General features: G+C 72.8%; 17 protein-coding genes and 1 pseudogene. 6 read left to right on the forward strand and 12 right to left on the reverse strand.

The window, feature by feature from the left end:
- From ACFQ87_RS38455 to ACFQ87_RS38465, 3 genes are all read left to right on the forward strand, one after another.
- On the forward strand, positions 1-390 hold a 390-nt coding region (locus ACFQ87_RS38455; RefSeq protein WP_380615593.1), incomplete at its 5' end, for a polysaccharide pyruvyl transferase family protein.
- Positions 387-938, forward strand: coding sequence for a dTDP-4-dehydrorhamnose 3,5-epimerase (gene rfbC / locus ACFQ87_RS38460; RefSeq protein ID WP_380615594.1), 552 nt, complete (start codon positions 387-389; stop codon positions 936-938). The genes ACFQ87_RS38455 and rfbC, both read left to right, overlap by 4 nt.
- A 7-nt stretch (positions 939-945) precedes the next feature.
- Positions 946-2289, forward strand: a complete 1344-nt coding sequence (locus ACFQ87_RS38465) for a glutamate-1-semialdehyde 2,1-aminomutase (RefSeq protein ID WP_380615595.1) — start codon at positions 946-948, stop codon at positions 2287-2289.
- Between the two features lie 7 nt (positions 2290-2296).
- Here ACFQ87_RS38465 and ACFQ87_RS38470 read toward each other — a convergent pair whose 3' ends face one another.
- From ACFQ87_RS38470 to ACFQ87_RS38480, 3 genes are all read right to left on the reverse strand, one after another.
- Positions 2297-2992, reverse strand: a complete 696-nt coding sequence (locus ACFQ87_RS38470; RefSeq protein ID WP_380615596.1) for a phosphatase PAP2 family protein — start codon at positions 2990-2992, stop codon at positions 2297-2299.
- A gap of 263 nt (positions 2993-3255) precedes the next feature.
- Complete coding sequence (locus tag ACFQ87_RS38475) at positions 3256-6027, reverse strand: SpoIIE family protein phosphatase (RefSeq protein ID WP_380615597.1); 2772 nt, start codon at positions 6025-6027, stop codon at positions 3256-3258.
- Between the two features lie 147 nt (positions 6028-6174).
- The gene (locus tag ACFQ87_RS38480; protein WP_380615598.1) at positions 6175-6927 is read right to left on the reverse strand and encodes an SDR family NAD(P)-dependent oxidoreductase; all 753 of its coding nucleotides are present in this window, start codon (positions 6925-6927) and stop codon (positions 6175-6177) included.
- A 561-nt stretch (positions 6928-7488) separates the two neighbouring features.
- Between ACFQ87_RS38480 and ACFQ87_RS38485 the strand changes: the two genes are divergently transcribed.
- The 3 genes from ACFQ87_RS38485 (at position 7489) to ACFQ87_RS38495 (ending at position 10554) form a co-directional block, all read left to right on the forward strand.
- Positions 7489-7869 (forward strand): transglycosylase SLT domain-containing protein, encoded by a 381-nt coding sequence (locus tag ACFQ87_RS38485; protein ID WP_380615607.1) that lies wholly within the window; start codon positions 7489-7491, stop codon positions 7867-7869.
- Positions 7870-8313: 444 nt separating this feature from the next.
- Entirely contained in the window at positions 8314-8547 is a 234-nt protein-coding gene (locus tag ACFQ87_RS38490) for a hypothetical protein (RefSeq protein ID WP_380615599.1), read from the forward strand.
- 162 nt (positions 8548-8709) lie between these two features.
- The gene (locus ACFQ87_RS38495) at positions 8710-10554 is read left to right on the forward strand and encodes an ABC transporter ATP-binding protein (protein WP_380615600.1); all 1845 of its coding nucleotides are present in this window, start codon (positions 8710-8712) and stop codon (positions 10552-10554) included.
- Between the two features lie 21 nt (positions 10555-10575).
- Here ACFQ87_RS38495 and ACFQ87_RS38500 read toward each other — a convergent pair whose 3' ends face one another.
- The 9 genes and pseudogenes from ACFQ87_RS38500 to ACFQ87_RS38540 form a co-directional block, all read right to left on the reverse strand.
- The gene (locus tag ACFQ87_RS38500) at positions 10576-11316 is read right to left on the reverse strand and encodes a hypothetical protein (protein WP_380615601.1); all 741 of its coding nucleotides are present in this window, start codon (positions 11314-11316) and stop codon (positions 10576-10578) included.
- A gap of 150 nt (positions 11317-11466) precedes the next feature.
- Positions 11467-11817 carry a UBP-type zinc finger domain-containing protein gene (locus ACFQ87_RS38505; protein ID WP_380615608.1) on the reverse strand — a complete coding sequence of 117 codons (351 nt, stop codon included), beginning with the start codon at positions 11815-11817 and terminating at the stop codon, positions 11467-11469.
- Positions 11818-13275, reverse strand: a pseudogene (locus ACFQ87_RS38510) (ATP-binding protein); the annotation flags it as partial. It abuts the gene before it with no gap.
- Positions 13272-14948 carry an FAD-dependent oxidoreductase gene (locus tag ACFQ87_RS38515; protein WP_380615602.1) on the reverse strand — a complete coding sequence of 559 codons (1677 nt, stop codon included), beginning with the start codon at positions 14946-14948 and terminating at the stop codon, positions 13272-13274. The gene ACFQ87_RS38515 and the pseudogene ACFQ87_RS38510, both read right to left, overlap by 4 nt.
- A gap of 90 nt (positions 14949-15038) precedes the next feature.
- Positions 15039-16871: a glycoside hydrolase family 15 protein gene (locus ACFQ87_RS38520; protein WP_380615603.1), complete on the reverse strand. Its 1833-nt coding sequence runs from the start codon at positions 16869-16871 to the stop codon at positions 15039-15041.
- 162 nt (positions 16872-17033) lie between these two features.
- Positions 17034-17822, reverse strand: coding sequence for a thioesterase II family protein (locus tag ACFQ87_RS38525; protein ID WP_380615604.1), 789 nt, complete (start codon positions 17820-17822; stop codon positions 17034-17036).
- A gap of 45 nt (positions 17823-17867) precedes the next feature.
- Entirely contained in the window at positions 17868-19043 is a 1176-nt protein-coding gene (locus ACFQ87_RS38530) for a cytochrome P450 (protein WP_380615605.1), read from the reverse strand.
- Entirely contained in the window at positions 19040-19582 is a 543-nt protein-coding gene (locus tag ACFQ87_RS38535; protein WP_380615606.1) for a nuclear transport factor 2 family protein, read from the reverse strand. Before ACFQ87_RS38535 ends, ACFQ87_RS38530 begins: the two co-directional genes overlap by 4 nt.
- 83 nt (positions 19583-19665) lie before the next feature.
- Positions 19666-23268, reverse strand: a complete 3603-nt coding sequence (locus ACFQ87_RS38540) for an SDR family NAD(P)-dependent oxidoreductase (protein WP_380615609.1) — start codon at positions 23266-23268, stop codon at positions 19666-19668.
- Positions 23269-23280 lie beyond the last annotated feature (12 nt).

The raw sequence follows: 23280 nt of genomic DNA on the forward strand, positions 1-23280 counted from the left end.
CCACTGGTCACCGCCTCCCGGGCGGCCTCGCTGGCCGAGCTGATGGAGGAGACGGCCGCCGCCGACACCGTGGTGGCGACCAGGTACCACAACCTGGTCTGCGCGCTGAAGGTCGGCACCCCGACGCTCGCCCTCAGCTACGCGGCGAAGAGCGACGCCCTGATGGCCCGGATGGGGCTGGACGCGTACTGCCACCCGGCGCGCGAGGTCGACGCCGACCGGCTGATCGAGCAGTTCCGGGAGCTGGAGAAGCGGTCCGCGGAGCTCCGCCGGACCCTCGCCGAACGCAACCGGGCCGCCGTCCGGCGCCTCGATCACCAGTTCACCGCCCTGACCACGATCCTCTTCCCGACGACCGACCACACCCACGCTTCGAGGGAGACGCCGTGAAGGCGACCGAAGTCCCGGCGATCGCCGGCGCGTTCATGTTCCGACCGACCCCGTACGCGGACGAGCGCGGCTTCTTCTGCCGCACCTTCGACGCCGACGTGCTCCGCTCGGTGGGCCTCGACCCGAACGCCTTCGTCCAGCACAGCGTGTCCCGCTCGGCGAAGGGCGTGCTGCGCGGCCTGCACCTGCGCTCCGGCGCGGGCGAGGCCAAGTTGGTGCGGTGCTCCTACGGGGAGGTCTTCGACGTCGTCGTGGACCTGCGCCCGGACTCGCCGACCTACCGCAACGTGGCCTTCTTCGAGCTGTCCGGCGAGACGCAGGTCAGCGTGTACATCCCGGCGGGGTGCGCGCACGGCTTCCAGGCCCTGACCGAGACCGCCGACGTCTCGTACCGGATCGACCGCCCGCACGATCCGGCCGAGGACGTGACGATCGCCTTCGACGACCCGGAGCTCGCCATCCCCTGGCCGCTGCCGGCCCTGTCGATGTCCAAGCGGGACCGGGAGGCGCCGAGCCTCGCCGAGATCCTGCGACACGAGGAGAATTGAGATCGGCGTGAACAGCGAAGTCACCGGAGACACCGAAGAGTTCCACCTGCCCCGGTCGCGGACGGCGAACGAGAGGCTGCACGCCATGATCCCCGGAGGCGCGCACACCTACGCCAAGGGCGACGACCAGTACCCCGAGAACCTGGCCCCGGTCATCAGCCACGGCCGCGGTGCCCACGTGTGGGACATCGACGGCAACCGCTACGTCGAGTACGGCTCCGGCCTGCGGTCGGTCAGCCTCGGCCATGCCCACCCACGCGTGCTGGAGGCGGTGCGGCGGGAGCTCGACCGCGGCAGCAACTTCGTCCGGCCGTCCATCGTGGAGGTCGAGGCCGCGGAACGCTTCCTGGCCACGGTGCCGACCGCCGAGATGGTGAAGTTCGCCAAGAACGGCTCCGACGTCACCACCGCCGCCGTGCGACTCGCCCGCGCCGTCACCGGGCGCCCGCGGGTGGCCATCTGCGGCGACCACCCGTTCTTCTCCGTCGACGACTGGTTCATCGGCACCACGCCGATGTCCGCCGGTGTTCCGGCCGCGACCACCGAGCTCACCGTGGCGTTCCCCTACGGGGACCTGGCCGCCACGGAGGAACTGCTCACCCGCTACCGGGACGAGGTCGCCTGCCTGATCCTCGAACCCGCCGGCCACACCGAGCCGCCGCCCGGGTACCTCGCCGGCCTGCGCGAGCTGGCCGACCGGCACGGCTGCGTACTGATCTTCGATGAGATGATCACCGGCTTCCGCTGGTCCGAGGCGGGCGCCCAGAGCCTGTACGGCGTCGTCCCCGACCTCTCCACGTTCGGCAAGGCGCTGGGCAACGGGTTCGCCGTCTCCGCGTTGGCCGGGCGCCGCGACCTGATGGAGCGGGGCGGGCTGCGCCACTCCGGCGACCGGGTGTTCCTGCTGTCCACCACACACGGTGCGGAGACGCACTCGCTGGCCGCCGCGATGGCCGTGCAGACCACCTACGTCGAGGAGGGCGTCACCGCCCGGCTGCACGCCCTCGGAGAGCGGCTGGCCGCCGGTGTCCGCGAGGCCGCCGCCTGCATGGGCGTCGGCGACCACGTCGTCGTCCGGGGCCGGGCCAGCAACCTGGTCTTCGCCACCCTCGACGAGAACCGACAGCCGTCGCAGCGGTACCGCACCCTGTTCCTGCGCCAGCTCCTCGCGGGCGGAGTGCTGGCCCCGTCGTTCGTGGTGAGCAGCGCGCTCGACGACGCCGACATCGACCTCACCGTCGACGTGGTGGCCCAGGCATGTGCCGTGTACCGGAAGGCACTGGACGCCGCCGACCCCACCCCCTGGCTGGCCGGCCGGCCGGTGAAGCCCGTGTTCCGCCGGTTGGCGTGACGCGGCGTCAGCGACGCTCCCGCCGACCGGCGTCGGTCATCCGACCGACCAGCCGGTCGGCGGTCCGGTCGACCAGCCACGCGGTCGCCGGTATCGCCGCCAGCGCGGTGCACCAGCCGCTGAGGACGTCGGTCGGGTAGTGCGCGCCCAGCGCGACCTGCGCCCAGCCCATGGCGGCGCCGGCGACCAGCGCCGCGGCGAGCACGAGCGAGGTGCCGGCCACCCTGCCGAGGCCGAGCCCGTCCCGGCCTCGGCGGCGGGTCGCGAGCATCGCCGCCGTGAGGGCGAGCGCGGTGAGGAAGGCGGTGTGCCCGCTCGGGTAGGAGAGGTTCTCGCCGTGGATGGTGCGTCCCACCAGGTGCTTGAGCACCGTGGCCGTCCCCACGGCCACGCCGACGCCGGCGACGACGAACACCGCGGCGCGAGGACGCCGAAACAGCAGGCAGCCCGCCACGGCGGCCACGACCAGCGTCGCGGCTCCCACCGGCTCCCCCAAGGAGTCCACGGCCAGGGCGACGGACCGCCACGGCGGCCCCACACCGTCCACCGCCGCCCCGATCCGCGCGTCCACCCGGCCGGGCTCGCCCTCGTCGGCATACCGGATCCCGAGCACGACGACCACCAACGCGGCGAAGGCCGCAACCAGCCCGAACCACACGCGCAGCGACGGGGGCAGCACCGCGGGCGCGGGCCGGCCGGTCACACTCCCACCCAGGCGATCCAACGCGAGCCCCCCCATCGTGTCCACCCCACCCTCCAGCGACCACAACGGCCCCGCGGACACCCGCTCCCGGTCGTCAACCTGACCGACGATCCGGTCGCGACGAATCGCTGACGGACAGTCATGGAGCTTGAACGGCACCCCGCTTCGCAGCACCCCTGGAGCCGGACCCATGGTACTGGCGTACGGCGACGTACGAGCAGTGCCGGCGCCGCGCGAACACCCGGGCGAGAACCCCGCGGGGGTCAGAGCAGCATCGCCTCGAACTGGAGCTCCGGTGCGGTCAGTGGCTGCTCCGACCAGATGACCTTGCCGCGGGCCGTGTACCTGGTCCCCCACCGCTCGGCCAGCTGGGCCACCAGGAACAGGCCCCGGCCGCCCTCGTCCATGGTGGCGGCGTAGCGCAGGTGCGGGGCGGTACTGCTGCTGTCGGAGACCTCGCAGACCAGGCTGGTGTCGCGCAGCATGCGGACACGGATGGGCTCGGCGCCGTAGCGGAGGGCGTTGGTGATCAGCTCGCTGAGGATCAGCTCGGTGGTGAAGCTCAGTTCCTCCAGGCCCCAGGCGGTCAGCTGGTCGGTGCATGCGTTGCGGATGCGGGAGACGGCGGCGAGGTCGTCGGGTACGTCCCAGGTGGCCACCTGGTCGGGCGCGAGCAGTTGCGTGCGGGCGACGAGGAGCGCGATGTCGTCGCTCGGACGCGACGGGACCAGCGCGTCGAACACGGCCCGGCAGGTCTCGTCCGGGGTCCCGTCCGCGTGGGCCTCGGTCAGCGAACGGTGCAGCGCGGCGAGTCCGTTCTCCAGGTCGCGCTCGCGGCCGGTGACGAGTCCGTCGGTGTAGAGGACCAGTGCGGCACCGGGTGCCAGCTGGAGTTCGGTGGTCTCGAAGGGCAGGCCGCCCACGCCGAGTGGCGGCCCGGCCGGCAGGTCGACGTAGTCCACGCTGCCGTCGGTGTGCATCAGCACGGGCGGTGGGTGGCCCGCCCGCGCCATCGTGCAGCGCCCGGAGACCGGGTCGTAGATCGCGTACAGGCAGGTGGCGCCCGCGACCGCCAGCTCGCCCTCGATGTCACCCTCTCCCACCGCCGCCTCGCCCTGGTCGAGTCGGCCGACCAGTTCGTCGAGGCGGCCGAGCAGCTCGTCCGGGGGCAGGTCGAGGGCGGCGAAGTTGAGGACGGCCGTGCGCAGTCGGCCCATGGTGGCGGCGGCGTGCAGGCCGTGGCCGACGACGTCGCCGACGACCAGGGCCACGCGGAAGCCGGGCAGCGGGATGACGTCGAACCAGTCCCCGCCGACCCCCCGCTGCGCCGGCCGGTAGCGGTAGGCCACTTCCATGGCGTTCTGCTCGGGCAGTCCGCGGGGTAGCAGGCTGCGCTGCAGCGCCTCGGCCATCCGGTGCTCGCGGGTGTAGCGGCGGGCGTTGTCGATGGACATCGCCGCGCGGGCGATCAGTTCCTCGGCGAAGGCGACGTCCTCCTCCCCGAACGGTGCGGACTGCCCCGAGCGCCAGAAGGTGACCGTGCCCAGGGTCAGGCCGCGCGCCCTGAGCGGCGTGGAGACCAGCGAGTGGACCCCGTACGCGAGGATCCGGTCGGCGGTCTGCGGGTCGCGGGCCCACCAGGCGTGTGCCTGGCGCAGGTCGGCCACCAGCGTGGCGCGCCCGCTCCCCAGGGCAACGGCCTCCGGTGTGCCGGGCAGCGGGCTGATCTGCGAGCCCACCGGGTAGAACGGCCGGTCCTCGCGGATGCCGCCGGCGGCCACCCGGCGGATCCGCGGGCCTCCCGCGACGCCCGTGCCCGGGAGCGGCTCGTCACCGCGCAGCACCGCCTCGGCCAGCTCGACCGTGACGAAGTCCGCGAAGCGGGGAACCGCCACATCCGCCAGCTCCTGGGCGGTCCGCACGATGTCCAGGGTGGTGCCGACCCGAAGCCCGGCGTCGTAGAGCAGCTTCAGCCGGGCCCGAGCCGCCTCGGCCTGCCCGGCCAGTGCCCGCAGCTCGGTGGTGTCCCGGATCGTCGCGACGCTGCCGGGCCCGCCGCCGAACGGCGCGGTGGGGCGGTTGTTGACGGCGAGCAACCGGTCCTCGGCCAGGTGCACCTCGTCGGTGGCGGCCCGCCCGGACGCCAGCAGCCCGGCCAGCCCCGGATCGAGCCCGAACTCGGTGACCGGCCGTCCCTCCACCTCCGGCGGCAGCTCCAGCAGCCGCCGGGCCTCGTCGTTCGCCAGCAGTACCCGGCCGTCCCCGCCGACGATCAGCACGCCCTCGCGCACCGCGTGCAGCACCGCGTCGTGGTGCTCGTACATCCGCGTCATCTCGGCCGGGCCCAGGCCGTGCGTCTGGCGACGCAGCCGCCGCCGCACCAGCACCGCCCCGCCCGTCCCCACTGCGAACGCGGCGACCGCGCCGCCGAACACGATCGGCAACTGCCCGCTCACCGCGCTGCCCGCGTGCGCGACGGTGTAGCCGACCTGGACGAGGCCGGCGACCGAACCGTCCGGCCTGGTGACCGGCGCGCTGCTCTCCACGACCCGTCCGATGGGCGCGGTGAAGCTGATGGTGATCGGTCCCTTGAGGGCCGGCTGGTACGGGCCGATGAGGCGCTGCCCGATCAGCTCGGGCTGGGCGGTCTGGGCGTAGCGGATCCCCTCGGGGTTGGCGATCGCGACGTAGTCGAAGCCGCCCTTTTTCGCGATCTTCAGGGCCAGCGGCTGCAGCTCCGCGGTCGGGTCGGCGCTGCCCAGGGCGTTCACCACCGTGGGGACCTGCGCCAGGGTGACGGCCGCGGCGCGCGTGCGGTGCACGGCATCACTCGTGGCGTGGCTGTGGGCCTGCAGGATGAGCGCCGTCAGCCCGGCGCCGACCAGCAGCACCACGACGACCAGCAGCCATAGGAACACCTGCCCGGCGACACTGCGCGCCCGCAGCCGCGAGCGCAGCCGACCCCCGGCGGACCGGTGTTCCCCCGGTCCGCCCGGTTCCGCGCCCCCAGCGACGTGGCTGTCCACCTTGTGCATGCAGGCCGTCCCCGCGCATCCGGCCCCCCACCTCCACGCTGCCACCCGGCCCGGCGATGCGCATACCCGAAGCCGACGAGGGCCGGCGGACCGCCGGGCAGGTCGGCGCCCCGGGGTCCGTGGGCGCGCGCGGAGCAGCGGACGGGGTCAGCGGACGGACGCGCCGCCGTCCACGGTGAGCAGGGCGCCGTTGACGTAGGAGGCGGCGTCGGACACGAGGAAGGCCACGGCCTCGGCGACCTCGTCGGGCAGTCCGGCCCGGCCGGCGGGGGTCAGGGCGAGGATCTCGCCGCGGGTCTCATCGCTGAGCGTGGCCTGCACGCCTTCGGTCTCGGTCACGCCCGGGAGGACGGCGTTGACCCGTACGCCGGCCGGGCCGTACTCGGCCGCCCAGATCCGGGTGAGCTGGTTGATCGCGGACTTGCTCGAACCGTAGGCGGTGGCCCCGACCACGGCCTTGTCGGCCGCGAGGGAGCTCACGTTGACGATCGCGCCGCCGCCCTTGTCGACCATGGCGGGGACCAGCTCGGCGGCCAGGAAGAAGGGGGCCTTGACGTTCACGTCGAAGACCTGGTCGAAGACCTCCTCGGTGGTGTCGGTGGTACCGGCGAACGGATAGATGCCCGCGTTGTTGACCAGGATGTCGATGCCGCCGGTCAGCCGCCCCGCCTCGCGGGCCAGTCGGCGGGCGGCGTCCGCACTGGCCAGGTCGGCCTGAACGAAGTCGGCCTTCCCCCCTGCCGTACGGATCTCCCGCACGGCCTGCTCCCCACGGGCGGCATCGCGGCCGGAGACGACCACGTGCGCGCCCCGCTCGGCCAGGACCTGCGCGACCGCCCGGCCGATGCCACTGGTCGAGCCGGTGACCAGGGCGGTCGAACCGTTCAGCGACGGAGCCATGTGAACTCCTCGAAAGCCGGTTGGAATCACCTTTACCGAGCTACAACCACAGGCTCGGAAGGCCCATTCCGGTCCGCGTGGGAAGTCGGGCGGCTGGTCCGTGCGCTGCCTCAACCCGGGAAGATCACCTGCACTCAGAGCACGGACGGCGAGTCGCCCAGTGACGGACAAAACGGGCAAACGCTGACATAAACCGTGAGCCCGCTCACACCCGAAACCCTCGACGACCGGCGATAGTAGCCGCCGCCCGCGCCACCCGAGACCCCCGATCGCGGCATCCGCCCAGCTCAGAGCGGTCACCGGCCGCACAACCGGGCCCGCAGACCGACCCCGGCGAAGCCCTGGAGTACGACGGTGGATCGTAACAAGGGGGTCTTGTCGGAAACCGATCCCACCTGGCAACAATTGCTGCACCAAGCCCCACCGGCACCTGTCCCTCCGGTGAACGGCTCACCGCCACCTCGCACCCCGCGACCGTTCGGCCCCTGTCCGGCCACGGTCCACCACGGGGCGCGACACGGCCCAACCCGATTGAGGTCCAGGTCTATGCCCGCTATCAAGATGCGAATGCGCACCTCCGCCGCGATCTTCGCCGGCGCCGCCGGTCTGACCGCCCTGGGTGCCGCCGTGGTCCCCACCGTCGCCTCCGCCGCCGACGCCTCCCCCCAGGCCATCGCCGCCCAGATGGTCCCGGCCGACCAGCTCGCCTCCTTCAGCCAGATCATCTCCCACGAGTCCGGCTGGAACGTCACCGCGACCAACCCCAGCTCCGGCTCCTACGGCCTCGGCCAGGCCCTGCCCGCCTCCAAGATGGCCTCCGCCGGCGCCGACTGGAAGACCAACCCGCGCACCCAGATCAAGTGGGCACTGGACTACATGAACACCCGCTACGGCAACCCCAACGCCGCCTGGGCCTTCTGGCAGACCCACCACTGGTACTAAGCCGACCCCTCGGCCCACCCCAGCACCACACCGCGACCTTGACCCCCCACACCCTGGGGGCCGGACAGGGACCACCAGGATGACCCCGACAGGGCCCGTGCCCGCGCAACCCGCGCCGCACGGGCCCTCTCGCGGTTCCGGCCACCCGGCCCGCCTCTGGCCGGGGCCGACTTGACGCGACGCAGACAACAGTCGCGACGGCGCCGCACCCCATGGGGTGGCACGCCCGCTCCACGGCCGCAGCACACCGGCTCGCCGCGCACGCTGTTGACTTGCACTCAACCAAGATTTGTCTTTATTTTGCCGACGATGCTACGAGCCTGCTCGGCCAATTGTGATATTCTGACGAACTTTTAATTCTCTATCTTTTTCCCGGATTCTGCTTGCGATGCCATGGGCCCGGATTAACGATGGTTTGAGGGGGAATCGTAGGAAGGTTTGATCATGGGATTCCTCGCAAACCTCAGTGACCTCGGCAGGTTCCGTAGCGGTGGCGGCGGCTACGGCGGCGGCTATGGCGGCGGCTACGGTTACCGCGACTTCGACCGCGACTTCGGCCGCGACTTCGGCCGCTACTTCGGCCGCGACTTTGACCGCGATTTCGGCCGCGACTTCGGCGAAGGCGGCGGACGTGGCGGCCGCGGCGGCGGCGGTGGCTACGGCGGCGGCTGGGATTGACGTCCGCAGTAGCTGAACGCTTCCAACCCGTTGCGATGGCAGGTCGGGCATGTTTGGTGCCCGGCCTGCCGTTCGCCCGCCCGGTCCGTCCGGTTCGCGCCACCCGGCGGGTTCCAGACTCGGTGGCAGGCAGCGGGAAGACCATGAGATGAAGACCGTGAGATGACGCGGAAACGGAGTCTCCGCGAGGCTCTGCGCGGGCTGCTCGTCGTCGAGGGTTCCGACGCGCTGGTCGCCGCCGCACCGCCGGTCCCGCTCCGGGACGTATTCCGGCGCTTCTGGCCCTACACCAAGGGCGGGCGCCGCTGGCTGGCGGTGCTGCTCGTCCTGGTCTCGGTGGGCCCGGCGATCGAGGCGGCGGAGATCTGGCTGTTCAAGATCGTGATCGACGACATGCTCATCCCGCACAGGCTGAACCTGTTCCTGCCGATCGCCCTCGCCTACGCCGGCCTGGCCCTGCTCTCCGGCGCGCTGGGCTTCGCCGGCCGGGTGACGTCCACCTGGGTCAGCGAGCGCTTCCTGCTCATCCTGCGATCGGACGTGTTCCGGCACGTCCAGGGTCTGTCACTGGGCTTCTTCGAGCGGCGGCAGCTCGGCGACGTACTGTCCCGGCTGACCGGCGATGTCGACGCGGTCGAGACCTTCCTGCTCTCCGGGATCGTCAGCGCGATCGGCGAGGTGGCGCGGCTGGGCATCTACGTGGGCCTGCTGCTGGCGCTGCGCTGGGACCTGACGCTGACCGCGCTGGTCGCCGCACCGCTGTTCGTCCTCACCGCCCGCCGCTTCGCCAAGCTGATCCAGGCGGCCTCGCGCGAACGCCGCCGGCGCGGCGGTTCGATCAGCGCGGTCACCGAGGAGGCGCTCGGCAACATCGCGCTGGTCCAGGCGTACAACCGCCAGGACTGGGAGCACGCCAGGTTCCAGCGCGAGAGCATCGGCCGGTACCACGCCGCGATGGCCTCGACCCGGATCGGAGCGCTCTACGCACCGACGGTCGAGTTCATCGAGCTACTCGGCGGCCTGGCGGTGATGGGCCTCGGGACGTGGGAACTGGTCCAAGGCCGGCTCACCCTCGGCGGCCTGATGGTCTTCCTCGCACTGCTGAGCCGGCTCTACAGCCCGATCCGGGGCATGTCCGGGCTCGGCAACACCTTCTACAGCGCCTCCGCCGCCGCCGAGCGGATCATCGAACTGCTCGACCAGCGCCCGCAGGTCGCCGACCCGCCGGCCCCGCGGGCGATCGGACGGGCCCAGGGCGCGATCGAGTTCGACGACGTGACCTTCAACTACCCGGAGGCGGCGGCGCCCGCACTGTCCGGGGTGTCCTTCGGGGCGGATCCGGGGAAGACGCTGGCCCTGGTCGGTGCGAGCGGTGCGGGGAAGTCCACCGTCGCCAAGCTGCTGCTCCGCTTCTACGACCCGACCGCCGGCACGGTGCGGCTCGACGGTGTCGCTCTGGGCGAGCTGTCGCTCACCGAGCTGCGCGAGAACGTCGCCGTGGTCCTGCAGGAGACCTTGGTCTTCCACGGCACCGTCCGGGACAACATCGCGTACGGTCGCCCGGAGGCGACCGAGGCCGAGATCCTGGCGGCCGCCAGGGCGGCGGACGCCCACGGGTTCGTCAGCCTGCTGCCCGACGGCTACGACACCGTGGTCGGCCAGCGCGGACGACTCCTCTCCGGCGGCCAGCGCCAGCGTCTGGCCATCGCCCGTGCGATGGTCCGGGACGCGCCCGTCCTCGTCCTGGACGAACCCACCACCGGCCTGGACGCCGAGTCGGCCCGGCGGATCATGGGCCCGCTGCGGGCGCTGATGGCCGGCCGCACGACGATCATCATCTCCCACAACCTGCTCACGGTCCGCGACGCGGACCAGATCGTCCTGCTCGAACAGGGCAGGATCACCGCCCAGGGCACCCACGAGGAACTCCTCGCCGACAGCCCCGCCTACGCCGACCTCCACCGGCTCCACCACCCACGGGACAGATCGGTGAGGACCGTCCCCTGAACCGGGGCGCCCTACCGTCCGTCAGGAACGGGGCACACGGCGCAGCACCGCCTCACCGGTCGTGCGGGTGCCATTCGAAGAGGCGACTGACGTGGTCAGGCCGGAGGCCAGATCGTGACCCATCGAGTCGAGGATCATGGTGTGCAGCACGTCCTTGACCACCGAGTGGTCGTAGGCGTCGCCGGCTACGTCGTACGCGGGTTCCAGGACCGCGGTCGAGACGCACCTGGTGCTGCCGACGGTGTGGGAGGGAAGGAAGGCCCGCAGCATCTCGGTGGGTAACCGCATGGTCCTGGTGCGGGTGCGGGCGGCCAGCCAGTCGCTGTAGGCGCGCTTGGAGGTGATCAGCATGGCCAGCAGATGGGCCAGCATCCGGCTGCGGCGCATCCGCACTCCGTCGAGCAAGGCGGTCCGCACCGCCAGCACGCCCAGCCGCTCCGAACCGTCGACCAGAGGCATCCAGATGATCACGCCGTCGTCGGCGTCGGCCACATGCGGGGAGACCGTGCGGTACGCCCAGCCGGCCGACGAGTCGTCGACCGGCAGCGGCTCCATGGCCTCGTCCAGTGGGATGAGCAGCCGTTGTTGCAGGTCGACGAGGTAGATCAGCGCGGCGTCCAGGCGGAGGGCCTCGGCGCACCGGTTCGCCAGCGCGGGCAGTTCGTACGGCAGGGCCGTCTGCGCCTCGCAGATCAGCTCTTCCAGCCGGTTCTCGTCGACGACAGTGTCGGAACCGGCGGACACGTGCGGTGGGTCCGACACGGGGATCACCCCTTTCGTGCCCAGTCTCACACCGATCCCGGCTTCTCTCACGTCAGGCCCGACCGTGCCGGGTGCGGCCACGAGGCCCTCGAAAGCCGTGCTGCGGAGTTGCTCTGCACCCTCATCACCGAGGCCCGTCGGCCGGCCCGGCTAGCCGATGCGCTCGGCCCAGTCGGCCGGCACCCGGCCGGCCGGCCCGGGGACGGGTTGGTCCAGGGGGTGGCTGTCGGGCGCGGCCAGCTCGGGCCCCGATTCGTAGAGCTCCGAGGTGTCGTAGTTCCAGAACCAGCTCTCGCCCGGTTCGAAGCTGCGGATCACCGGGTGGCCGGTCGCCTCGGCGTGCGCCGTGGCGTGTTTGGACGGAGAGTCGTCGCAGCAGCCGATGTGGCCGCAGCGCGCGCAGCGCCGCAGGTGGTACCACCAGCCGCCCGCGGCGTCGCACTCGACGCACCCGAGGCCGCTCGGCGGCACGGTGGGGTCGATCGGGTTCTCGGTGCTCATGGGGGGCTCCTGCGGGGTGTCGGGCTGTGCGGGGTTGATCGGGAGCCGGACCTGGAAGCGGGTGTCGCCGGGGACGGACTCGAGTCGTAGGTCGCCGCCGTGCCGGTTGACGATGATGCGCCAGGCGATGTCCAGGCCCAGTCCGGTGCCTTCGCCGACGGGTTTGGTGGTGAAGAACGGGTCGAAGACCCGGCTCTGGACGTCGGCGGGCACGCCGGGACCGGTATCGCGGAACTCGACGAGCATCCGGTCCCCGTCCCGTGCGGTGCGCACCGTCAGCGTGCCGCCCCCGCCTCCGTCGCCGCGCATGGCCCAGGCGGCGTTGTCGATCAGGTTCGTCCAGACCTGGTTCAGCTCAGCGGGGTAGCCGGGAACGCCGGGCAACGTGCGGTCGTAGTCGCGCACGACGGTGATCTCCGGGCCGAGCTTCGCGGCGAGCAGCAGCAGCGTGCTGTCCAGCAGCTCGTGCACGTCCGCGTTCTGGTACGGGGCCCGGTCGAGCTGCGTGTACTGTTTCGCCGCACCGATGAGCGCGGAGATGCGGTGGGCGGCGTCCTCGATCTCGCCCAGCAGCAGTTCCGCCTCGACCGTGCAGCCCAGCCAGTTCAGTGCGCTGCCCAACAGGTGCTCGGGGACCGCGCCCGCGATGTCGTCCAACCAGTCGGTGCCCAGGCTCGCCTGGACGAGGACCGGGGCCAGCTGCCGGCCGTCGGCGATGTCGTGCTCCTCCAGCCAGTCGCCGACCTCGTCCTCGAGGTCCGCGGCCTGCAGCGGGCTGAGGCGCGGGGCCTGCCCCGTCCGGCGGACGGTCATGTCCTGAAGCTCTCCCAGGGGGGCCAGGTCCTCGCCCCGGTTCGGCCCGGCGGCGAGCTCGCCGAACTCGCGGCGTGCCCGGGCGATGCGCTCCCGCAGCGCGGAGGTGGCGCGCATGGCGGCGGCAGCGGGGTTGTTGAGCTCGTGCGTGAGTCCGGCGGTCACGGAGCCGAGGGCCAGCAGCCGTTCCCTCTGGCCGATCGCCTCCTGGGTGTTCTTGAACCCGAAGAACAGGCCCTCCAGCAAGTGGACGGCCATCGGGAACCATTCGTGCATCATCCGCGCGAAGGCTTCCGCGGGCAGGACGAAGAACCTCGACCGTTCGGTCACCCGCAGCGAGTTGTTGTACACCTGCGGCACCTGGTCGCCGAGGTAGGCCTGGAAGGCCCCGGCGTACACCCCGGGCGCGGACGTGCGGATGACGTCCACCTCCTGACCGCCCACGCGGCGCGAGAGCACCACGGTTCCCTGGAAGAGCGCGTAGAAGCTCTCGGCCGGATCGCCCTCCCGGTACACCGGGCCCGGGTCGAACCACTCCACGTGGCCGTCCCGGCACAGTCGGGCGAGCTGGTCGGGGGCCAGCTTCTCGAACAGGAACAGCGTCCGCAGTTCCCGCTCCTCGCACTTGGCCGGGCCGGCGGTCATGACTGCTCCAGATAGCGATGCGCGAGCATGACGGCCATGGCGCCCTCGCCGACGGCCGAGGCGACCCGCTTGGCGGACTCCGCGCGCACGTCTCCGGCCGCGAACACCCCCGGCACGCTGGTCTCCAGGTGGTAGGGCGGCCGGTCCAGCACCCATCCGGCGGGCGGGCCCCCGTCGGCGCTCAGGTCGGGCCCGGTCAGCACGAAGCCGTGCGAGTCCCTGAGCACGGTGCCCTCCAGCCAGTCGGTCAGCGGGGCGGCGCCGATGAAGACGTACATCCACTGGGCGTCGACGGTCTCGGTCCGCCCGGTCGCCCGGTTGCGCAGGGTCAGCCCTTCCAGGTGGTCCTTGCCGTGCGCGGCCTCCACGACCGTGTCCGTGCGCACCGTGATGGCAGGGGATTCCTGGACCCGCTGGAGCAGGTAGTACGACATGGAGGCGGCCAGCTGCGGCGCCCGCACCAGCAGCGTGACCCGCCGGGCGGTCCGGGCGAGGAACATCGCGGCCTGGCCGGCGGAGTTCGCCCCGCCGACGATGTACACGTCCTGCCCCTGGCAGGCGGCGACCTCGGTCAGCGCCGAGCCGTAGTAGACCCCGCGTCCGGTCAGCTCGGCCGTCCCCGGCACGTCCAGCTGCCGGTACGACACGCCCGTCGCGAGGATCACGGCCTGGGCGGAGACGGCGGAGCCGTCGGCGAAGCGCAGCGTGCGGGCGGCCCCGTTCACCTCCAGGCCGGTGACCTTGCAGGCCGTGAGCAGCTCCGCCCCGAACCTGGTGGCCTGGCGGCGGGCCCGCTCGGTGAGCTGCGCGCCGGAGACCCCGTCGGGGAAGCCCAGGTAGTTCTCGATGCGGGAGCTCTGGCCGGCCTGGCCGCCGGTCGCCTCGCGTTCCACGAGGACGGTGCGCAGCCCCTCCGAGGCTCCGTAGACGGCCGCGCCGAGGCCGGCGGGGCCGCCGCCGACGATGACCAGGTCGTAGAAGTCGGCCGCGGGCGTCGTCGACAGCCCGACGTGGGCGGCCAGGTCCCGTTCCGTGGGCTCGACGAGCGCGGTGCCGCCCGGGGTCACCACCAGCGGCAGCCGCAAGCCCGTCTGCCCCGCGGCGGCCAGCAGCCGCCTGCCCTCCGGTTCCTCGCTGGAGTACCACCGGTACGGCACCTGGTTGCGGGCGAGGAACTCCCGGATCTGCGAGGACCGGGCCGACCAGCGGTGGCCGACGACCTTGGTGGTGTCCACGGTGCGACCGTCGCCGGCCCGCCAGGACTCCAGGAGGTCGTCCACCACCGGGTAGAGCTTCTCCTCCGGTGGCTCCCACGGCTTGAGCAGGTAGTGGTCGAGGTCGACGACGTTGATGGCGTCGATGGCGGCGTTGGTGTCGGCGTAGGCGGTGAGCAGCACCCGTCGGGCCCCGGGGTACAGGTCGAGCGCCTCCTCCAGGAACTCGATGCCGTTCATCTGCGGCATCCGGTAGTCGGCCAGGATCACCGCGACCGGCGCGCCCCGCAGCTTCAGCTCGCGCAGCGCCTCCAGCGCCGACGCGCCGGACTCGGCGCGGACCACCCGGTAGCGGTCCCCGTAGCGGCGGCGGAGGTCCCGGGCCACAGCACGCGATACGGCGGGATCGTCGTCCACGGTCAGGAGCACGGTCCGCGCCGCGTCGGTGGCCTCTGCCATGGTTCACCACCCGGGATCGTCGCAGGGCTGGAGGGGACGGCCCTTCCAGTCTGCTCGTCGGCACGCGCGACGGCCCGCCGTAGCAGGGGCTCAGCCGAGGGCGCGGTCGAGGTTGAAGGCGGCGCTGATCAGCGAGAGGTGGGTGAACGCCTGCGGGAAGTTGCCGAGTTGTTCTCCGGTCCGGCCGATCTCCTCGGCGTAGAGACCGAGGTGGTTGCCGTAGGTGAGCATCTTCTCGAAGGCCAGCCGGGCCTCCTCCAGGCGTCCGGCGCGGGTGAGCGCCTCGACGTACCAGAAGGAGCAGATCGAGAACGTGCCCTCGGAGCCCCGCAGGCCGTCCGGGCTGGCCTCCGGATCGTAGCGGTAGACCAGCGAGTCGGAGACCAGGTCCGCGGTGAGCGCCTCCAGGGTCGCGAGCCACTTGGGGTCGGTGGGCGAGATGAACTTGGCCATCGGCATCATCAGCACGGAGGCGTCGAGTACGTCGTCGCCCAGTCCTTGGACGAACGCCCCGCGCTCGGCCGACCAGCCCTGTCGCATGATCTGCCGGTAGATCGCGTCCCGGCTCTGCCGCCAGCGCGGAAGATCGGCCGGCAGGCCGCGCCGGTTGGCCATCCGGATGCCGCGCTCGATCGCCACCCAGCACATCAGCCGCGAGTAGACGAAGTTCCTCCGACCGCCCCGGGTCTCCCAGATGCCCTCGTCGGGCTGGTCCCAGTGGTCGCAGAGCCAGTCCACCACGGAGCCGACCTCGTCCCAGTGGTCGCTGCTGATGGGCTGCCCCCACTTGTCGTACAGGTAGATGGAGTCGATCAGTGCCCCGTAGATGTCCAGTTGGAGCTGCTTGGTGGCAGCGTTTCCCACCCGCACCGGAGCGGACCCCAGATGGCCCTCGAAGTGGGGCAGCTCGAATTCGGGCAGGTCACAGCGGCCGTCGATGCCGTACATGATCTGCAGTGGTCCGGTCGCGCCCCCGCCCCGCATGATCCCCCGCTCGGAGACGAAGCTCATGAAGGCCTCGGCCTCCGAGGTGAAGCCCAGGCGCAGCATGGCGTAGACGCAGAAGGCGGCGTCGCGGATCCAGACGTACCGGTAGTCCCAGTTGCGCTCACCACCGACCCGCTCGGGCAGGCTGGTCGTCGGCGCGGCCACGATCGCACCGGTCGGCACGTAGGTGAGCAGCTTCAGCGCCAGCGCCGAGCGGTGCACCATCTCCCGCCACCGGCCGCGGTAGCGGGAGCGGCCCAGCCAGTGGCGCCAGAACCGGACCGTCGCCTCGAACTGCTCCTCCGCCTCGGCGTGCGGACAGGCCCGCGGGCGGACGTCGTCGCCGATCCGGTCGAGGGCGAACACCACGGACTCGCCTTCGAGGAGCTTGAAGTGCGACCACACGTCCGTGCCGTCGCATTCGAGCGGCGCGGTGGAGGTCAGCGCCAGTGAGATCGACGGGGACTCGAAGACGGCCTCGTGGGCCTGCACGCGTGCGGTGTGCGCCTCGGCGCCGTAGCCGAAGCGGGGAGCTATCCGCGCTCCGAACGGAAGGGTTCCCCGGACGCACATCACCCGCCGGATCAGCCGGTGCCGGGAGGCCTCGCGCGACTCGTCGACGACCGGCATGAAGTCCTGGATCTCCGCCACCCCGTCGGCGGCGTAGAACCTGGTGATCAGCACGTTGGTGTCGGGGAAGTAGAACTGCCGCGTACGCGCGGGCACGTCGGCGGCCAGCTCGAACGACCCGCCCCGGTCGGCGTCGAGGATGGACGCGAACACGCTCGGTGCGTCGAAACGCGGGCAGCAGTACCAGTCGATGGTGCCGTTGGTGCCGACGAGCGCGGCGGTGCGGAGATCGCCGATCAGGCCGTGCTCGGAGATCGGCAGATAGCGTGAGCCGTCCACTCGCCCGAATCCGTTCCCGAACTCCATGCCGGCCTCCCTACCGTTCCACTGTGGGCAGGTGCGGGGATCGAGAGAACCTTGCATTTCATGGTAGATCGCTCCCGGATCCCGGCGCGGCGGGCCGGGTGCGCCTGGGGATCGCGACCGCCCGTGCCCCGGCGGGCCGCCGGGGCACGGCCGTCGGACGGATCAGCCTCGCGGCGGGGCCGCGGCGGCGCGGAAGTCCGCGAGGGCCTCGGTGAGCGCCCTGGTCACCGGGCCGTGCTGGGAGTTGAGGAAGAAGTGCCCTCCGGGGAAGGCCTGGAGCCGGAACCCTCCGGAGGTGACCTCCGACCAGCGCTCCGCCTCCTGCCGGGTCACCTGCGGGTCGGCGTCCCCGGTCAGCACGCTGATCGGGCAGCGCAGCGCCGGCCCGTCCCGGTGAACGTACGTCTCCACCGCCGTGTAGTCGGCGCGCAGGCACGGCAGGATCATCTGCCGGATGTCCTCGTCGTCCAGCAGCGCGGCGTCGGTGCCGTTCAGCCGCCGGACCTCGGCGAGGATGCCGGCGTCGTCGCGCAGGTGCACGGTCTCGTGCCGCGTGGTGGTCGGCGAGCGGCGACCCGAGACGATCAGGCCGAGCAGGTCGACGTCGCCCTCGGCCTCCAGCCGGCGGGCGGTCTCGTAGCCGAGTACGGCACCCATGCTGTGCCCGAAGAACACCATCGGCCGTTCGGTGCGGGGCCGCAGCACCGCGCCGATGGCGTCGACGAACGCCTCGACGGTGTCCAGGCAGGGTTCGCGGCGGCGGTCCTGCCGGCCCGGGTACTGCAGGCAGAGCACCTCAACCCCCGGCCCGAGGACACCGGACAGCGGCTGGAAGTAGCTGGCGGAGCCGCCGGCGTGCGGGAAGGCGACCAGGGTGACGGCGGCCTCGGGGGCCGGGCGGTACTGCCGGAGCCAGCGCCGGCTCAGCTCCGGGAGGTCTGGGTCGGGCATCGGGGGGATCCGTTTCTCTTGGTGGCACCGGTGCGGTGCGGCCGGTCAGGTGGCGAAGCGCAGCGGGAGTTCGGTGAGCCCGCGCAGGAAGTCCGAGGGGTGCCAGGTCAACCGCCCGGGCGGGACGGCGAGTTCCAGGACGGGGTAGCGGGACAGGATCTCGGTCAGCGCGACTCTGATCTCCTGCCGGGCCAGTTGGTGGCCGAGGCAGAAGTGCGGGCCGTGACCGAAGGCGAGGTGCGCGGTGGTCGGGCGCCGCAGGTCGAAGGCGTGCGGATCGGCGCGGACGGCCGGGTCCCGGTTGGCGGCCGAGGGCAGGAAGCGGACCAGCTCACCCTTGCGGACGGTCACGCCCTCGATGTCGATGTCGTCGAGCGCGACCCGGTTGGTGGTCGACAGCAGGGAGCCGCGGTAGCGCAGCGCCTCCTCGGTGGCGCCCGCCACCAGTGCCGGGTCGGCTCGGAGCGCGGCCAACTCGTCGGGGCGGTTGAGGAGTTCGAGCAGCGCGCTGGCGATGACGTGAGCCGTGGTGACGTGCCCGGCGAACAGCAGGACGGAGCAGAAGCCGACGAGTTCCTCCAGGCTGAGGGCGTGTCCGTCGTCCAGCCGCGCGCCGACGAGCTCGCTCAGCAGGTCATCGGTCGGCTGCCTGCGCTTCGCTTCGACCAGGTTGGTGCAGTAGGCGGCGAAGGCGTCCATCGCGGCCTGGCGGACCGGCGCCGCCGGCGAGTCCATGTTCTTGACCCGGGCGTGGAAGGCCTCGCGGTCCGCCCGCGGCACGCCGAGCAGCTCGCAGATCACCTCCAGCGGGAAGGGGTTGGCGAAGGCGGTGACGAAGTCGGCCTCCCCTTCGGCGGGCAGGCCGTCCAGCAGGCCGCGGGCGATCTCGGCGAGGCGGGGTTCCAGCGAGCGCACCGCGCGGGAGGCGAAGGCGGCGCTGACCAGCCGCCGGTAGCGCGCGTGGTCCGGGTTGTCCTGCTCGAAGAGGACTATCGGCGCGTCCGCTATCTGCGCGGCGTGCGGCGCGTACCGGTGGAGGTCGCTGGAGAGCCGGGGGTCGCCGAGCAGCCGCCGGGCGGGCTCGGCGCCGAGGACGGTCCACGCCTCGGTGCCGTCGGCCTGCCGGGTGCGTATGACCGGGTGGCGGCGGGCGAGTTGTCCGAGCTCGCGTTCCGCGTCGGGCAGGGAGGAGATCTGGACGAGGTCCAGGACGGGGATCACGCTGCTCCCTCCGGTCCGTCCGGGGTGGTGGCGGCGATCCGGGGGAGGTCCCGGAACCACACGTGGCGGCTCGCGATGCGCCAGCGCTGCCCGTCCTTCTCCAGCCGGTCGACGTACGAGCCGCTGCGGCCGATCTCGTGGGTGCCGTCGTCGAGGGCGAAGCAGATGGCGAGCAGCGAGCGCGCCTCGGCGGTGGTCCCGTCCAGGCGGGTGACCACCGTGTTGCTGGTGAGGTGGCGCTGGTGGGCGCCGCGCGTCCCGGTGTGGTGGCGGTACAGCGCGGCCATCGCGAAGACGATCCGCTCGCGGGTGGTCACCGACGGCGGGAAGCCCTCGGGGGCCGGGGTGAAGGTGAAGGTCGCGTCCTCGGTGAACAGGTCGCCGAGCGCGTCGAAGTCGCCGGAGTCGTAGTACAGGCTGTAGGCGGCGATGAGGTCCTGGATGGCGGCCCGGTCGGCGAGGAAGGCCGCGTCGAGGTGTCCGGTCGAACCTGGCACCGGAAGCAGCGGTGCGGTCGTCGTGGCGGTGGTCTGGGGCATGGGTGATGGTCCCTTCGTCTGTCGTGCGGTCATCGGTCCGACCACGGGCATCGGTCCGACCGGGGTCACTGATCCGGCCGGGGTCATCGGGCGGGCCGGGACAGCCCCGCGATCCAGGCGCGCACCGCGGCACCGGTCTGGTCCGCGTGCTCGCCGATCATGGTGCAGTGGTCGCCCTCGACCTCCACGGCGGTGTGCTCGTGGGGCCAGGAGGAACGCCAGTCCTCGCCGGTCATCGGCTCCTCGGGTGCGCCGGGCACGCAGCGCGACGGCTGGACGAACAGTGTCGGCACCGTGGTCGGCTCGGGCTCCCAGCCGCGGAACATCCGCCGGTAGCTGCCGATCGCGGTGAGCCCGACGTAGCCGAGCGCGGTGAATGCCTGCCGACGCACGATCACCTCATAGTTCATCGCCTTGCGCATGCGGCGCGACATGGTGGCCGGCAGGTAGGTGTCCAGCAGCACCTGGCCGGTCGGCGCGGCCCCGGCCGCCTGGAGCCGGCCGGCGACGCCGTGGGCGAGCCAGCCGCTGGAGGAGTAGCCGAGCAGGACGAACGGCTCGCCCTCGGCGCAGCGCAGGGCCGCGTCGGCGAGCAGGTCCAGCAGGACGTCGCGGGAGGCCGCGAGCGGCTCGCCGGTGCGGAAGCCGGGGACGGTCAGGACGGCGGTGCCGCAGAACCCGTCGAAGGCGGTCGCCAGCCGACCGAACTGGATGGCGCCGTCGACCGGGGCGAACGGCGGGAAGCAGATCAGCCGCGGGTGCTCGCCGCCTTGCGACATCCGGACGAAGCCGGCCAGCTCGGCCAGCCGCGGCAGGTCAGCGCTGACCTCGCGCAGTCCGGACGCGCCGACCAGCAGCGCCTCCGCGTCGTCCATCTGCCCGCGCAGGGCCAGTGCGCGGTAGACGGAGCCGAGCAGTTCGTTGGACTCCTGCGCGCCCTGCTCCGGCTGCGGCACGTGGCGGGCGGCGGTCCCTTCGGCCAGGGCCCGGACCAGGTGCCCGGCGAGCGCGGTCGGGCTGGTGTGGTCGTAGACCAGGGTGCTGGGGAGGTCGAGACCGGTGGCCTCGCCGAGCCGTCGGGCGAGCCCGACGGTGGCCAGCGAGTCGAAGCCCATCTCCCGGAAGGGCTGGTGCGGGTCGACGGCGCCGGCGTCGGGGTGGCCGAGCTGGGCGGCCACCTCGGTGCGGACCAGGTCGAGCAGTTCGGCGGCCAGTTGGGCGGGGGAACGCTCGGCGGAGCGGTCCCGGAGCGGGTGCGGCGCGCTGCCGGGCGCCGGGCTCGTCGGCTGCTCAAGGTCGGCCGCCGGGCGGTCGGGCCCGACGAGGTCGGCGATCAGTGGCCGGGGGCGGGCGGCGGCGTAGCTGCGCGCGAGTCGGGTCCAGTCCACGTCGGCGACCGTCACGCAGGTCACGTCCTCGTCCAGGGCCTGTCCGAGGGCCGTCAGGGCGGTGGCGGGGTCCATCGGCCGAACACCGATCCGGCTCAGGTGGCGTCCGGCCTCTCCGTCGGCCATGCCGCCGGCCGCCCAGGGGCCCCAGGCGACGGCGGTGGCGGTCAGTCCGCGCTGCCGACGGCGCTGGGCGAGCGCGTCCAGGTGGGCGTTGGCGGCCGCGTAGGCGCCCTGCGCGGCGCCGCCCCAGACCCCGGCGCCGGAGGAGTAGAGCACGAAGGCGTCGAGCTCGGCCGTGGCGAACAACTCGTCCAGGGCCAGCGCCCCGGCGACCTTGGCGGTGACGGTGGCGGCGATCCCGGCCGGGTGGGTGTCGAGCAGCCGGGCCGGGCCGGCGACCCCGGCGGCGTGCAACACGGTGCGGATGCGCGGGAGTTCCTCGCGCAGGACCTCGCCGAGCCGGTCGGCGGCGTCGGGGGCGGTGAGGTCGCAGGCGATCGGCACCAGGTCGACGCCGGTGGCCGCGAGGTCGGCCCGCAGCCCGTCGACGCCGGGGGTGTCCGGGCCCCGGCGGCTCAGCACCAGCACCCGCTCGGCGCCGCGGGCGGCCAGCCAGCGGGCCGCGTGTCCGCCCAGGGCTCCGGTGCCACCGGTGATCAGCGCGGTGCCGCCGGTCCGCCAGCGGCGGGCCGGACGGGCGGGGCCGTCCGCGCCGACGGGGCGGGCCAGGCGGCGGCCGAAGGTGCCGAGCGGTCGGATCGCGAACTGGTCCTCTCCCCCGGCGTCGGCCAGGACGGCGAGCAGGGTGGTCAGGGAGCGCTCGTCGGGGGTGGCGGGCAGATCGACCAACCCGCCCCAGCTGAGCGGGTGTTCGAGACCGACGACGCCGCCCAGGCCCCAGATCCCGGCGCCCGTCGCGGAGGCCACGTCCTCGCCCAGCACCGAGACGGCACCGGCCGTCAGGCACCAGAGCGGGGCGGCGGTGCCCGCGTCCGCCAGCGCCTGGACCAGGGTGACGGTGGCCGTCACGGCGCGGACCAGGCCCGGTCCGTCGTCGCCCTCCTCCGGCGCCGCCCCGAGCAGCGAGACGACCCCGGCGAGACCCGGTGCGCCGGCCGACTCGCCGAGCCAGGCGGCGAGTTCGGCCCGGTCGGCGGTCTTGGCGTCGAGCTCGCGGCGCAGCACCTGGGCGCCGCGGGAGCTGAGCGCCTCCGCCACCGCGGCGGCGCCCGCGCCGCCGGCGGCGGTGTGGACGAGGAGCCATCGCCCGGTGGGCGCGGCGTCGGCCGCGGCGGGCGTCCACGGCTCCCAGCGCAGCTCGTGACGCCAGGACCGGGCGGTCCGCGCGGCGCGGTCCTCGGTGCGCCAGGCGGAGAGCGCGGGCAGCAGGTCGCGAAGCGACGCGTCCGCGGGGACGTCCAGCAGTTCGGTGAGCCGGTCGAGGTCGGTGTGCTCGACGGCCTCCCAGAACCCGCTGTCCGTGTGTTCGGCGGCGGGCTCCGGCAGCGGCTGCGCCGCGGGCTGCGGCGCAGGCGACTCGTGGTCGAGCCAGTAGGGGCGGCCCTGGAAGGGGTAGGTCGGCAGGTCCACCCGGCGCGCGCCGGTCACGGTGGCGGCCCAGTCGACCGGGGTGCCGCGGACGAAGGCGGTGGCGAGTCCCGCGGCCAGGGTCTCCCTCGGGTGGCGGCCTCGGCGCTGGAGGGGGATGGTGGCGGCGTCGGTGCCGGCCGTGCACTCGGCGACCATCGGCGTCAGCGCCGCCTCCGGACCGAGCTCCACGAACACCGATGCGCCCTCGGCCCGGGCCGCCGCCACCGCATCCGCGAACCGCACCGGCTCACACACCTGACGCACCCAGTACTCCGGATCACACACCTCGGCACCCGTCGCCATCCGACCCGTCACGTCCGAGGCCAGCGCAATCGACGGCTCCGACAGGTCAATGCCCGCCACCGCCTCCCGCAGCTGCGCCACCACCGGCTCCATCAACACCGAATGGAACGCGTGCGACACCACCAGCCGCGAGGACCGCCAACCACGCTCGACACACAACCGCCCGACGGCCTCGACGGCTTCGCCCTCACCCGAGACCACCACCGACGCCGGGCCGTTCACCGCCGCGACCCCCACCACCCCGGGACGGCCCTCGGCCAGCAACGCCACCACCTGCGCCTCACTCGCCCCCACCGCCAACATCGCCCCACCCACAGGCAGTTGCTGCATCAACCGGGCCCGCGCCGCCACCAACGCCACCGCGCCCTCCAACGAGAACACCCCGGCCACATACGCCGCCACGATCCCGCCCAA

The sequence above is a fragment of the Kitasatospora sp. NPDC056531 genome (assembly GCF_042794375.1).
In the GTDB taxonomy this organism is placed as follows: Bacteria; Actinomycetota; Actinomycetes; order Streptomycetales; family Streptomycetaceae; genus Kitasatospora.

Excerpts from the sequence above, each read along its gene's own strand:
- ACFQ87_RS38475 (WP_380615597.1), bottom strand. The coding sequence starts at position 6,027 with ATGCACAAGGTGGACAGCCACGTCGCTGGGGGCGCGGAACCGGGCGGA.
- ACFQ87_RS38480 (WP_380615598.1), bottom strand. The coding sequence starts at position 6,927 with ATGGCTCCGTCGCTGAACGGTTCGACCGCCCTGGTCACCGGCTCGACC.
- ACFQ87_RS38485 (WP_380615607.1), top strand. The coding sequence starts at position 7,489 with ATGCGAATGCGCACCTCCGCCGCGATCTTCGCCGGCGCCGCCGGTCTG.
- ACFQ87_RS38490 (WP_380615599.1), top strand. The coding sequence starts at position 8,314 with ATGGGATTCCTCGCAAACCTCAGTGACCTCGGCAGGTTCCGTAGCGGT.
- ACFQ87_RS38495 (WP_380615600.1), top strand. The coding sequence starts at position 8,710 with ATGACGCGGAAACGGAGTCTCCGCGAGGCTCTGCGCGGGCTGCTCGTC.
- ACFQ87_RS38505 (WP_380615608.1), bottom strand. The coding sequence starts at position 11,817 with ATGAGCACCGAGAACCCGATCGACCCCACCGTGCCGCCGAGCGGCCTC.
- ACFQ87_RS38515 (WP_380615602.1), bottom strand. The coding sequence starts at position 14,948 with ATGGCAGAGGCCACCGACGCGGCGCGGACCGTGCTCCTGACCGTGGAC.
- ACFQ87_RS38520 (WP_380615603.1), bottom strand. The coding sequence starts at position 16,871 with ATGGAGTTCGGGAACGGATTCGGGCGAGTGGACGGCTCACGCTATCTG.
- ACFQ87_RS38525 (WP_380615604.1), bottom strand. The coding sequence starts at position 17,822 with ATGCCCGACCCAGACCTCCCGGAGCTGAGCCGGCGCTGGCTCCGGCAG.
- ACFQ87_RS38535 (WP_380615606.1), bottom strand. The coding sequence starts at position 19,582 with ATGCCCCAGACCACCGCCACGACGACCGCACCGCTGCTTCCGGTGCCA.